The organism is Micromonospora sp. WMMD1076 (assembly GCF_029581475.1).
Classification (GTDB): Bacteria; Actinomycetota; Actinomycetes; order Mycobacteriales; family Micromonosporaceae; genus Micromonospora; species Micromonospora aurantiaca.
This window is the reverse complement of the sequence record NZ_CP120862.1, coordinates 4,622,251-4,633,738: the sequence shown is the minus strand read 5'-3', so window position 1 is coordinate 4,633,738 and position 11,488 is coordinate 4,622,251. Positions and strand designations below refer to the sequence as shown.

Here is an 11,488-nt window from a genome sequence, read left to right as displayed (position 1 = left end):
GGTCGCCGGGCGTCAGGCGGGCGCGACGGGGGTCTTCCCGGGCGGGAGGCCGCCGGCCTGCCGGGGTCGCTCCCGCGCGATGACGAGCGCCACCGAGGCGAGCACCACGGCACCGGCGAGCACCTGTCGTCCGGACAACGATTCATCCAGCACCATCATGCCGAGCAGGACCGCCACCACCGGGTTGACGTACGCGTAGGTGGACGCGAGCTGGATCGGCGCGTTGCGCAGCAACCACGTGTAGACGCTGAAGCCGACCACTGTGCACACCAGCATCAGGTAGCTCCACGCCAGCCAGGAGCGGCCGGTCACGTCGCCCGGATCGAACCGCCCCAGCTCACCGCTGACCACGCCGGCCACCGCCACCGCGACGCCGCCGACGAGCATCTGCCAGCCGGTGCCGACCAGGTGGTCGGCCGGCATGTGCAGCCGCTGCGACAGCGTCGAGCCCAGCGCCCACACCATCGTGGAGACCACCACCAGCAGCATCCCGCCCAGGTGCCATCCCTGCGTCGGCACCGAGAACAGCAGCGCCAGCCCGGCCACCCCGCCCAGTACACCCGCGGCCGCGAGCGCCGACGGCCGTGGACCGACGGCCAGCCGCAGCACCAGCACCCACAGCGGCATGCCGGCCACCAGCAGCGACGTCAGCGCCGTCGGCACGTACTGCTGGCCCAGTGCGAGCAGCGCGCTGCCCGCGCCGACCATCAGCAGCCCGCTGGCCCCCACCCCGCCCCACTGCCGCCGGGGCAGCAGCAGCCCGGCCGGTCCCCGGCGCAGCGCCGCCACCGCGAACAGCAGCAGCGCGGCGGCCAGGAACCGGGCCGAGGTGGCGACCAGCGGCGGAATGCTGTCCAGGGCCACCCGGTTGCCCAGGTAGGTCGAGCCCCAGATCAGGTAGACCGCGCCGAGTCCGGCGGCCAGGGCCATCGGGCCGGCGGGCCGCGGCGGATCCGCCGGGTGGTGGACCGCTGCGGGCCGGGTCAGGTCAGCGGTGGCCATCGACCCGGATCGCCACCGCGGTGTTGCCTCGCAGGGCGTTCGAGTAGGGACACATCCGGTCGGCCAGCTCCACCGCGCGTTCCAGGTCGGCCTGCGGGCACTGCGGCGCGGACACGTCCAGCACCACGGCGATCGCGTACCGCCCGTCCTCGGTCTGCCCGAGGGAGACCGAGGCGGTGACGGTCGCCGGACCGGGCCGGATGCCGGTCTGCCGGGCGGCCACGGTGAGCGCGCTGTCGAAGCAGGCCGCGTACCCGGCCGCGAACAGCTCCTCCGGATCGGTGCCGGGCGCGTCCGGTCCCCGCTCGGCGGGACGGGTCAGGTCGACCCGCAGCGACCCGGTCAGCGACCGGGCGCTGCCGCCCCGGCCGCCGGAGACCTCGACGGTGGCGGTGTAGAGGGTGTTCGCGGGTACGACCTTCGCCTCGGTGACCGGGGTGCCGGCGCTCATGCCGCCACCTCCCGCCCGAGGTCGGCGTGCACCTGCGCGGCGACCGCGTCGGCGAACGCCTCCGGCTGCTCGTCGGCCACGAAGTCGGTGCCGCGGGGGATGGTGACCAGCTCGGCGCCGGGCAGCGCGGCCCGCACCTGCGGCGTCATCCGGTCCAGCAGGTCCTCGGCGCCGTGCAGCAGCACGATGGGCAGCGCGTCCAGGGCGACGGTGTCGACGTGGTGGTCGAACACCGCCCGGTACGCGGTGGCGTAGTCCGGGCCGGTCAGCAGGTACTCGGTGACCTGGCGGTCCGCCTCCTCCGGGGTCAGGCTCGGGTACAGGCCGTACACCCGGTCCCAGATCACCGTCAGGTGCCCGCCGTCGCGCGCCGGCACGTAGCCGGGCGCGTACGACCGCTTCTTCTCCGCCCGCTCCTGCTCGTCGTAGAGCGGGATGCCCTGGAGGATCAGCCGGTGCACCCGCTCCGGCGCCGACATCAGCGCCTCCGCGCCGACGATCGCGCCGGTGTGCTGCCCGAGCAGGTGCACCCGGGACAGTCCGAGGGCGTCGGCGAACTGCCATACCCCGGCCGCGTACTCCGGGATGGACCACGGGCGCGGCGGCGCGTCGGACATGCCGAAGCCCGGCGTGTCCGGGGCGATCACGCGCAGGCCGCGGCGGGCCAGCGGCTCGATCACCGCGTCGTAGGTGGCCGAGGAGAGCGGGGACTGGTGCAGGATCAGCAGCACCGGGGCGTCGGCGTCGCCGCCGTGCCGGTAGTGCACCTGACCCCACGGCACCTCGACGTAGGCGCGGCGGGCCACGCCGCGGGCCCGGGTCACTCCGTCACCGCCAGCGCCGCCATGACCTCGATGACGTGCTTGATACCGGCCTTGTAGTCGTCCAGCCGGATGTTCTCGTTCGGGCCGTCCACACCGGAGTCGGCGCGGGACACGCCGACGCCGACGATCGGCCGGTCGGCGATCACGCCCTGGTTGCCGATCCACTGCGTGTACGGCTCGATCACCGGCTCGGTCCCGTACACCCGGCGGGCCGCGTCGGCGACCAGCGCGACGAACGGGTCGCGGTGGTCGGTGAGGTTGGGCCGGCTGGTCGCCATCACCTCGATGCGCAGGTCACCGAAGCCGGTCGCGGCCAGGTGGTCGCGGACGCAGCCGAGTACCCGGTCCGGGTCCTGGCCCGGCACCAGCCGGATCTCCAGCTTCGCCGAGGCGGTCGACGGGATGCCGAGCGTCACGTCGTCGCGCATGTCGCCACCGGCGAAACCGGCGACGGTGAGCGTCGGCACGGTCCGGATGGCGATCGCCGCGCCCTGGTCGTCCAGGTCACCGGTGAACCGGTCGACCTGGGCCCGCTTGCGCAGGAAGTCCCCGTCGAACGCCACCTTCTCCAGCAGCGCCCGCTCCTCGTCGGTCGGCGGCCGGGCGTCGTCGGCGAAACCGGGGATCGTCACGGTGCCGTCGGGCCGCTGCAACTGCGCCAGGGCGGCGGCCAGCCGGGCCGTGGCAGCCGGCAGCAGCGCGGTGTTCTGGCTGGTCAGGTCGCGCGGCAGGGTCTGCGCGGTGAGCCGCAGGTAGAGCACGCCCTTCTCGGCGAGCTTGAGCAGCAGCCGGTCCTCGCCGTCGAGCCAGGAGTTCTCCCACAGCGCCGCGTCGCTGGTGATCCGGTCGGCGTGCGCCGGCACGAACGAGCCCAGACCTGGGCTGTGCAGCCACTTCTTGCCCTCGAAGATGATCCGGCTGGTCACCGGCGGGGTCAGCCCGGCCAGCTTCCAGGCGGCCGCCGCGTGGATGCGGGACATGACGACGCCCTTGTCGTCGGCCACGCCCCGGGCGTACAGCCGGCCGTCGCGGATCTCCGCCGCGTACGGCGGGCTGATCCAGTCGGCGTCGTCACCGGCCGGCTCGACCTCCACGTCGTAGTGGGTGAAGTGCAGCAGCGCCTTGTCACCCTCGCCCGGCACCTCGGCCAGCACGTACGGGTACGACTGCTCCCACGGGATGATCTCGGCTTCGCCGCCCCAGCGGCGGACCGACCCGGCGATGAACTCGGCGGTGGCCTCCATCTGCCCCGGCTCCTGGCGGCGGCTGCGGATGCGGCACAGCTGCTGGAGTTCCTCGACGAACTCGTCGAAGTGCGCGTCGACGGCCGCCAGCGCGGCCGCGGTATCCGGTTTGGGCATGGTGGTCCTCACAGAAGGGGTCGGAGAGGGGGAGGTCAGTGGATGGTGACGCCGCCGTCGACGAAGATCGTCTGCCCGGTGGTCATGGCGGCGGCGTCACTGAGCAGGTGGGCGACCGCGTTGGCGACGTCCTGCGGCTGCGCCATCCGGCCCAGCGGGATCGACGCCAGCTTGTCGGCCAGGTACGCCTCGTCGCCGCGGACGTCGGCGGTCATGTCGGTGGGTACGATCGTGGGTCCGACGGCGTTGACCCGGATCCGGTCCGGCGCCCACTCCAGGGCCAGCACGCGCGCCATGTGCATCACGCCGGCCTTGCTGACGCAGTACCCGAGCGTGTCCAGCACCGCGATGTGCCCGTTCGTGGAGCCGATGTTCACCACCGAGCCGCGGGTCTGCCGCAGCGCCGGGTACGCGGCCTGGCACATCCGGAACGTGCCGGTCAGGTTGACGTCCAGGACGGTGGTGAAGTCCTCCTCGGACATCGTCGCGGCCGGTCCGCGCCGGACGATCCCGGCGTTGTTGACCAGCAGGTCGAGGCGGCCGTGCGAGTGCAGGACCTCGGCCACCAGGCCGGCGCAGGAGGTGGCCGACCGGACGTCCACCCGGTGCCGGGTGTGCGCGCCGCTGGTCAGCTCGGCCTCCGCCCAGTCGTCGAGCAGGTCGGCCTGCGCCACCGTCGCGCCGCGCTGCGCGAGGGTCGCGGCGATACGGGCGCCGATGCCGCGGGCCGCGCCGGTGACCAGTGCCACCCGCCCGTCGAACCGGTTCGGGTCGGTCTTCATGTCTCGTGTCCTGCCTTTCCCGTTCGGCCACCGGCCGGGCGGGCGTGAACCACGCCCGGCCGGTGCTCGGCACGCGTGACGACGGTCCCGTCAGCTGTCGTCACGCGCCGATCACCTTCGTGTCCTCGGCCCAGAAGGCCAGGCGCTTCTGCAGCAGCCGGATCACGAAGTGCGCCACCAGACCCATCACCGACAGGACCACCAGGACGGCGAACATCCCGGCGATGTCGAAGTTGTAGTTGGTCTGCAGCAGCAGGTAGCCCAGGCCCTCCTTCGCGCCGATGAACTCGCCGACGACCGCGCCGAGGATGGCGAAGACGATGCCGATGTCCAGGCCGGCGAAGATGAACGGCAGCGCGCTGGGCAGCCGGACCATCCGGAAGATCTGGGGCTTGCTCGCGCCGAACACCGTCAGCATCTGGATCTTGTCGGCGTCGGCGGCCCGCAGGCCCTCGATGACGTTGACCAGCATCGGGAAGAACGAGATCACCGCGGCCATGACCACCTTGCTGGTCAGGCCGAAGCCGAACCAGACCACGAACAGCGGGGCCAGGGCGACCTTCGGCACGGTCTGGAAGGCCACGATGTACGGCATCATGGTGGCTTCGACGATCTTGATCTGGGAGATGAACGTGCCGAGCAGCAGCGCGGCCCCGACACCGATCACGAACCCGAGCAGCGCCTCCTGGGTGGTCACCCAGAAGTGACCCCAGAACTGGTCGTCGCCGAGCTGCTGCCACAACGACTCGACCACGCTCGACGGCAGCGGCAGGACGTACTCGTCGACGCCGACGAGCTGGACGCCGTACTCCCAGGCCAGCACGACCACGACGAAGACCGTCGGGACCAGCCAGAGCTGGGGCTTCTCGCGGAGGTCGAACCTGCGCCGGGCGGGCCGGGCGGACGGCGCCGGTGGCTGGGCCGGCTCGCGGACCAGGTTGCTTGTTGCCATGGCTGTCCCTCGTCAGTCGATAACGCCGGCGGCGTTGAAGTGTCGGCGGATCCGCTCCACGTAGACCCCGGCCCGGTCGGACGACATGACGCCGAGGTCACGCGGCCGCTCCAGGTCGATGTCCATGACCTCCGCGATACGGCCCGGCCGGGGGCTGAGCACCACCACCCGGTCGGAGAGGAAGACCGCCTCCGGGATGGAGTGCGTGACCAGCACGATCGTCTGGTTGCTCTCCTGCCAGATGCGCAGCAGCTCCACGTTCATGTACTCACGGGTCATCGCGTCGAGCGCGCCGAACGGCTCGTCCATCAGCAGTACCGCCGGGTCGTGCACGAGCGCCCGGCAGATGCCGGCCCGCTGCTGCATGCCGCCGCTGAGCTCGTGCGGGTACTTCTGCTCGAAGCCGTTGAGACCGACCATCTCGAGCAACTGCTGCGCGCGTTCCCGGTGCCGGCGGGGATCCAGTCGCTGGATCTCCGCCGGCACCATCACGTTGTCGAAGATGGTGCGCCACGGCAGCAGCGTCGGTGCCTGGAACACCATCCCGACCTCGGGAAGGGGCTTCGTCACGTCCCGCCCGGCGATCCGTACCGCGCCGCCGGACTTCGGGCTGAGCCCGGCGAGGATCTTCAGCAGAGTGGTCTTGCCGCACCCGGACGGTCCGACGACCGAGATGAACTCGCCGCGACGTACCGTCAGGTTGATGTCGCTCAGCGCCTGGGTCGGTGCCGACTTCCGGGGCCGGTACTCCTTGTCCAGCCCGTCGATCTCGATCCAGGAGTCTTCCGACACCGATGCCGGAGCCTGCGTCTGCGCCCGGCGGGCCGTCGCCTTGATGGCCATCGAAATCCCTTCCGCAGTCCGCTGCCTAGGCGGTGTAGTTCGCGGCCTTGCTCAGCACCGCGGCCTTGTCGAAGTCGTTCGCGCCGGAGAGCAGGCTCGGATCCCACAGCTTTTTCAGGTCGACGTCGCCGGTGATCTGCCCGGCCTCCTTGGTGTACGCCTGGGTCTTCGCCCACTCCTCGTCGCTGATCGCGCCCCAGTCGCCGAACTGCTCCGGGTCGCCGCCAGCCGGGGTGGCCGTCTTCAGCCAGGCGGTGAGGCTTTCGGTGTCGGCCTTGAGCCGCTCGTCGGCGGACTTGCCGGCGAGGATCTGCGGGAAGACCTTGTAGCCGATCCTCATGGCGGCCTCGGGGTTCTTCGCCGAGAAGAGCATCGCCTTGTACGCCGCGCGCAGGAACCGCTCGTACGAGTCCTTCTTGGCGTCGAAGTCGCGGGCGCCGACGCTGAAGGTGAGCGACCGGATGCCGGTGAACACGTCCGGATTGGTCAGGTACTTCAGCTCGGTGCCGGCGTTCTCGATGACCGCGTACGCCTGGGTGTAGAGCGCCAGCAGGTCGACCTTGCCGTCGTTGAGCGCGGCGGCGGCCTGCGCGCCGACACCCACCGGCAGCAGCTCGACGTCCTTTGCCGGATCCAGTCCGGCCGCCCTGACGTAGGCGCGGGCGTACGGGGCGGAGCCGGAGGCCAGGCTGATCACGCCGATCTTCTTGCCGCGCAGGTCCGCGCCGCCGGTGATCGTCGAGTCCGGCTTGACCGCCATCACCCACGGCCAGTTCTGCACCAGGCCGCCGACGGCCTTGACCGGCACGTTCTTCTCCGCCGCGCCGAGCACCGAGCCGGCGTCGGCCGGGGTGATGTCGCCGCTGCCGGAGGCGACCGCCTGGAGGGCGGCGACCGAGCCGTCGGTGTTGATCGTGTCGACTGTCAGCTTCTCCTCGGCGAAGTAGCCGAGTTCCTTGGCGACCGCGTAGACGGCCACCTCCTCCTTCGGGCCGATCACGGCGGAGGCGATGGCCATGGTCAGCTTCGCCTCCTTGCCCTCGCCACCGGCGCCGTCGTCGGAGCCGCCGCCGCACGCGGACACGACCAGCGCGGCGGCCAGCGCCGCCGGGAGCAGAGCCCACTTCCGTTTCATATGCACACACCTCGTCATGAGTCGGGGGAGACCACCTCCGCCGCCGAGACGGCGGAGGTGAGGGAATCAGCCGTCGCGCTGCTGCGCGACCAGTGCCGGTCAGGCGTCGCGCTGCTGCGCGACCAGGGCCAGATCGTTGTAGACGTGCTGCTCGACGATCAGTCCGCCGTCGAGCACGAACACGTCCGCGTAGCGGATGTCCTCGAACGGAGTGCCGTCGAGCCATTCCCCGTACAGCCGCCCGAGCGAGGTCACGGTGACCCGCCCGTCGGCGTCACCCACCAGATAGCGGTCCCGGTGCTTGCGCACCCACCGGTAGGTTCCGGTCGACGCGGCCGCCATCTCCCGCAGCGACGAGTACTCCCGGCCGCCCGGGAAGACCAACCGCGCCTGCGCCGCGAGAAAGCGGCCTGCTTCGCCGAGCTCGCGGTCCTCGCACAGTTGCAGGTACCTGTCGATCAGGCCGGGCGCGTCCGGTGTGCTCATCAGCCGGTCTTCTCGCTCAGGGCCGCCTCCCACTGGTCCCGCAGCGGGTGCTCCGCGGGGCCGTGCTCGGTGAGGATGCGCATGAGACGGGCCAGCAGCTCGTCCCGCTCCCGGTCGAGGACCCGCTGTTCCTCCTCGGTCGAGACGAACCCGTCGACGGCGCCCGCGGTGAGCGCGCCGGAACGGACCAGCAGCGCCTCGACGACGCGTACCCGCTGGCGGGTCACGTGCAGCTCGGTGGAGAGCTGCAGCACCAGGTCGAGCAGCTTGCCGACCTTGGGGTCCCCGAAGTAGTCGAACTCGGTGCTCATCACGCCTCCGGCTTGGTCGCGGCCAGTACGGCCCAGGGGAAGTGCCACTCGGGACGGTCGCCCCAGCCCTGCGGCTGGACGCCGTTGCGGCGCTCGTCGAACGGGGTCCACGACGCGTCGGTCAGACCGGCCTCGGTGCAGACCTCGATCAGGTCCGCGCCGAACAGGTCGTGGAAGAACGGCTCGTTGTTGCGCTCGGCGTGCTCGTAGACGGTGGCGTCGCGCAGCGGGTCGCCGGTGAGCATGAACTCCAGGAAGCGCAGCGAGCCGCCCGGCTTGAGCAGGCGCGCGGCCTCCACGATCGTTTCCCGGACCGCGGCGGCCGGCATCTCGTGCAGCACCATCGTGCCGGTGACCACGTCGCAGCTGCCCGGCTCGATGCCGGTGGACCGGCCGTCGGCCTGCCGGTAGTCGATCGCCACTCCGGTCGCCTCGGCCTCGGCGTGGGCCAGGCGCAGACCGGGCGCGGCCAGGTCCACGCCGATCACCTGCGCCGTCGGGTACCTGGCGGGCAGCGGGCGGGTGCTCTTGCCGAAGCCGCACCCGATGTCGACGATCCGGGTCGCCGCGGGCACCTCGGGCAGCGCGGTCCTGGCGAACAGCGTGTGGAACTTGTAGCCGTCGTTGTCGCGCAGCATGACGATGCGCGCGCCGAACTCGTACACGTAGGCCGACATGTCGTCGGAGAAGAAGCTGCCGGGCTGGATGTGGATGTCGTAGTCGGTGTACCAGTCGGGCAGGTCCAGGTCGGGGTTCAGCTCCAGCGAGCCCGTCGGCTGCTCGGGCAGCGAGGTGAGCTGGTCGGTCAGCTCCTCGCGGCGGCTGAGCACCGCGTCGCCGGCGACCTTCCACAGCATCTTCTGCTGCACCCGCTCCAGGTGGCTGAACCACGGGTAGAGCGGGAGACCGCGCAGCACCTGACCGGCGTCGGCGACTGTGGTGGCCGACGCCCCGGTGGTGCCGTACTCCTCGCGCAGCGCCGGGTAGACGGTGTCCGCCCAGCGCTTGCGCAGGCCGAGGACGAAGTCCACGGCGGAACGCTCATCCAGGGTGAGGCGCTCCTCGACATCGAACATGCCTTGTCTCCTCTACAGGTGGGGGAGGTCCGGCCTGCGGTACGCCGCGACCGGGGTGGACGGGTCAGTGGGCGTACCGCACGCGTCCGGCGGACGCGGTGTCGAAGGCGCCGAGGAAAGCGCCCGCCATGCGTCCCTCGTAGACGGCCTCGAAGGCGGTGCGGGGGGCGTTCGCGTCGCCGACGACGTGGATGCGGGGGCCGTCGGGCAGCGCGTCGAGCTGCCGGTACAACTCGTCCGCGGCCCGCGCCGAGCCGCCGTCGACGACTGTGGTGACGTCCTCGACGATCGTCTCGCCGCCGGCGAGCGGGCCGCCGAGGGCCACCGCCGTGGCACCCGCCGCGCGGGCGGTCCGCATCGGGTGGACCGCGATCCCCAGGTCCGCGAAGCGCTTGAGCAGCGCCAGCCGCGAGTACGTGGTGATCTTGGCGCTCACCGTGGCGGTGGGGGAGACGAGGTGGACGCGGGCGCCCCGGCGGGCGAGCGCCTCCGCGACCGAGGCCGCCGACCAGGTGCCCTCGTCGTCGAGCACGACGACGGTGCCGGCGGGCCGGTATCCGGGGGCGGCCAGGTGGTCGACGACCTGCCAGATGTCGATCACCGGCGGGCCGCCCGGCAGCTCGCGACGGGCGGGGCGGGAGCCGGTGGCGAGGACGACGTCCTGGTAGTCGCCGGCCAGCACGCCCTCGACGCCGGCGCGGTGGCCGAGCCGGACCGGGATGCCGGTGGCCGCCACGTCGCGGGCCAGGTCGCGGGTGAGCAGGCCGAGCCGCTCCCGCCCGGGTACGCGCGCGGCCACCTCCACCTGTCCGCCCAGGTGGTCGCGCGCCTCGACCACCGTCACCCGGTGCCCGGCCCGGTGCGCGGAGAGGGCCGCCTCCAGCCCGGCCGGCCCGCCGCCGACGACGAGGACGTTCCGCGCGCCGGACGGCCCGGGCAGCTCCGGCCATGCCTCGGCCCACTCCCGCTCGGCGCCGACCTCCGGGTTGACCACGCAGGAGATCGGCAGGCTGGTCTCCAGACGGCTGATGCAGCCCTGGTTGCAGGCCAGGCAAGCGCGTACCTCGTGCTGGCGGCCCTGCTCGGCCTTGCGCACCAGGTGCGGGTCGGCGATGTGCGGGCGGGCCAGGCCGACCAGGTCGGCCTCGCCGGCGGCGACGAGTTCGGCGGCCTCCGGCAGGCTGTCCAGCCGGCACACCGCGAGCACCGGCAGGTCCGGGAACGCCTGCTTGAACAGCGCCGCGTGGTGCCGGAACGGGGCGTGGCCGAAGCTCATGTCCGCCATCTGCGTCGCGAGCGACCAGCTGCCGTGGTAGGCGGAGTGGCTGACATGCACGTAGGCGAGGGGGAACTCGGCGCGCAGCTTCCCGACGATCTCCAGCACCGCGGCCGGGTCGAGGCCGCCGGGCAGGAACTCGTCGGCGCTGACCCGCAGCCCGACGGGCAGTTCGGGGGTGGCGGCGAGCACCGCTGCGAGCACCTCGCGGGTCAGGCGCATCCGGTTGTCGAGGCTGCCGCCGTACGTGTCGTCGCGGGTGTTCGTGTGCGGCGAGAGGAACTGCTGGAGCAGGTGGCCGTGGCCGGCGTGCACCTCGAGGCCGTCGAAGCCGGCCTCGCGCATCCGCCGCGCGGCGGCGGCGAACGCGGCGACGACGACGGCGATGTCCCGGCGTCCCATCGCGTGCGGCACGTGCGAGCCGGCCGCCCACGGCACCGGCGACGAGGACCAGGCGGCGGTACGGGTCGCGTCGCCGTTGGCCTGCCGTCCGGCGTGCATGATCTGGGCGAACATACGTGCCCCGTGCTCGTGCACGGCCTCGGTCACCGCTGCGTACGCCGGGATCGACGAGTCGTCGAAGCTGCCGAGGCTGATGCTGCGGCCCGCGCTCGTGGGGTGCACGCGGATCGCCTCGGTGATGATCAGGCCGGCGCCGCCGCGCGCCCGCTCCGCGTGGTAGGCGACGTGGCGGCGGGTGGGCACGTTGTTCAGCCCGAAGTTGGTGGTGTGGCCGGGGACGAAGACCCGGTTCCGCAGTGTGAGACGACCGAGCCTGGTGGGGGAGAGAAGAGCGAGAAGCTTGTCGTCAGCCATGCCTCGAACTTCCTGTTTCGGGCCGCACTCGGCGGGGCCGAGAGCGTTCGGATGAACCGTACGCCGTTCGATTGAGTGGAACGGTAGGGGTGACGCCGGTCTCCGTCAACGGGCTACCGATCGGTAACTTGTCCCGGCGTACTGCCTCTGACCTGCTGTTCCGCTGGGCGGAA

At 72.1% G+C, this 11,488-nt stretch carries 12 protein-coding genes; all 12 read right to left on the bottom strand.

Going from position 1 to position 11,488, the window contains the following annotated elements; genetic code table 11:
- Positions 1-12 precede the first annotated feature (12 nt).
- The 12 genes from O7622_RS22020 to O7622_RS21965 all read right to left on the bottom strand — a co-directional run bounded on the left by O7622_RS22020 (position 13) and on the right by O7622_RS21965 (position 11,315).
- Positions 13-1,002: an EamA family transporter gene (locus O7622_RS22020; protein ID WP_282310086.1), complete on the bottom strand. Its 990-nt coding sequence runs from the start codon at positions 1,000-1,002 to the stop codon at positions 13-15.
- Positions 989-1,453: an Ohr family peroxiredoxin gene (locus O7622_RS22015; RefSeq protein WP_282310085.1), complete on the bottom strand. Its 465-nt coding sequence runs from the start codon at positions 1,451-1,453 to the stop codon at positions 989-991. Before O7622_RS22015 ends, O7622_RS22020 begins: the two co-directional genes overlap by 14 nt.
- A complete protein-coding gene (locus tag O7622_RS22010; protein ID WP_282310084.1) occupies positions 1,450-2,277 on the bottom strand; it encodes an alpha/beta fold hydrolase in 828 nt (275 codons plus the stop codon). Before O7622_RS22010 ends, O7622_RS22015 begins: the two co-directional genes overlap by 4 nt.
- Positions 2,274-3,638 (bottom strand): M20/M25/M40 family metallo-hydrolase, encoded by a 1,365-nt coding sequence (locus tag O7622_RS22005; RefSeq protein WP_282310083.1) that lies wholly within the window; start codon positions 3,636-3,638, stop codon positions 2,274-2,276. The genes O7622_RS22010 and O7622_RS22005 overlap by 4 nt, the downstream gene beginning before the upstream one ends.
- Positions 3,639-3,673: 35 nt before the next feature.
- A complete protein-coding gene (locus O7622_RS22000) occupies positions 3,674-4,420 on the bottom strand; it encodes an SDR family NAD(P)-dependent oxidoreductase (RefSeq protein ID WP_282310082.1) in 747 nt (248 codons plus the stop codon).
- Positions 4,421-4,520: 100 nt separating this feature from the next.
- Complete coding sequence (locus O7622_RS21995; RefSeq protein WP_282310081.1) at positions 4,521-5,372, bottom strand: ABC transporter permease; 852 nt, start codon at positions 5,370-5,372, stop codon at positions 4,521-4,523.
- A 12-nt stretch (positions 5,373-5,384) separates the two neighbouring features.
- Entirely contained in the window at positions 5,385-6,164 is a 780-nt protein-coding gene (locus O7622_RS21990) for an ABC transporter ATP-binding protein (protein ID WP_120573737.1), read from the bottom strand.
- Positions 6,165-6,240: 76 nt separating this feature from the next.
- Positions 6,241-7,350, bottom strand: a complete 1,110-nt coding sequence (locus O7622_RS21985; protein ID WP_282310080.1) for an ABC transporter substrate-binding protein — start codon at positions 7,348-7,350, stop codon at positions 6,241-6,243.
- Between the two features lie 99 nt (positions 7,351-7,449).
- Positions 7,450-7,836, bottom strand: coding sequence for a hypothetical protein (locus O7622_RS21980; protein WP_282310079.1), 387 nt, complete (start codon positions 7,834-7,836; stop codon positions 7,450-7,452).
- Positions 7,836-8,147, bottom strand: a complete 312-nt coding sequence (locus tag O7622_RS21975) for a hypothetical protein (RefSeq protein ID WP_120569453.1) — start codon at positions 8,145-8,147, stop codon at positions 7,836-7,838. The genes O7622_RS21980 and O7622_RS21975 overlap by 1 nt, the downstream gene beginning before the upstream one ends.
- Positions 8,147-9,223 (bottom strand): class I SAM-dependent methyltransferase, encoded by a 1,077-nt coding sequence (locus O7622_RS21970; protein WP_282310078.1) that lies wholly within the window; start codon positions 9,221-9,223, stop codon positions 8,147-8,149. The genes O7622_RS21975 and O7622_RS21970 overlap by 1 nt, the downstream gene beginning before the upstream one ends.
- Before the next feature lie 64 nt (positions 9,224-9,287).
- Entirely contained in the window at positions 9,288-11,315 is a 2,028-nt protein-coding gene (locus O7622_RS21965; protein WP_282310077.1) for an FAD-dependent oxidoreductase, read from the bottom strand.
- Positions 11,316-11,488 lie beyond the last annotated feature (173 nt).

Excerpts from the sequence above, each read along its gene's own strand:
- O7622_RS22005 (WP_282310083.1), bottom strand. The coding sequence starts at position 3,638 with ATGCCCAAACCGGATACCGCGGCCGCGCTGGCGGCCGTCGACGCGCAC.
- O7622_RS21970 (WP_282310078.1), bottom strand. The coding sequence starts at position 9,223 with ATGTTCGATGTCGAGGAGCGCCTCACCCTGGATGAGCGTTCCGCCGTG.
- O7622_RS21995 (WP_282310081.1), bottom strand. The coding sequence starts at position 5,372 with ATGGCAACAAGCAACCTGGTCCGCGAGCCGGCCCAGCCACCGGCGCCG.
- O7622_RS21975 (WP_120569453.1), bottom strand. The coding sequence starts at position 8,147 with ATGAGCACCGAGTTCGACTACTTCGGGGACCCCAAGGTCGGCAAGCTG.
- O7622_RS21965 (WP_282310077.1), bottom strand. The coding sequence starts at position 11,315 with ATGGCTGACGACAAGCTTCTCGCTCTTCTCTCCCCCACCAGGCTCGGT.
- O7622_RS22015 (WP_282310085.1), bottom strand. The coding sequence starts at position 1,453 with ATGAGCGCCGGCACCCCGGTCACCGAGGCGAAGGTCGTACCCGCGAAC.
- O7622_RS21980 (WP_282310079.1), bottom strand. The coding sequence starts at position 7,836 with ATGAGCACACCGGACGCGCCCGGCCTGATCGACAGGTACCTGCAACTG.
- O7622_RS22020 (WP_282310086.1), bottom strand. The coding sequence starts at position 1,002 with ATGGCCACCGCTGACCTGACCCGGCCCGCAGCGGTCCACCACCCGGCG.
- O7622_RS21985 (WP_282310080.1), bottom strand. The coding sequence starts at position 7,350 with ATGAAACGGAAGTGGGCTCTGCTCCCGGCGGCGCTGGCCGCCGCGCTG.
- O7622_RS22000 (WP_282310082.1), bottom strand. The coding sequence starts at position 4,420 with ATGAAGACCGACCCGAACCGGTTCGACGGGCGGGTGGCACTGGTCACC.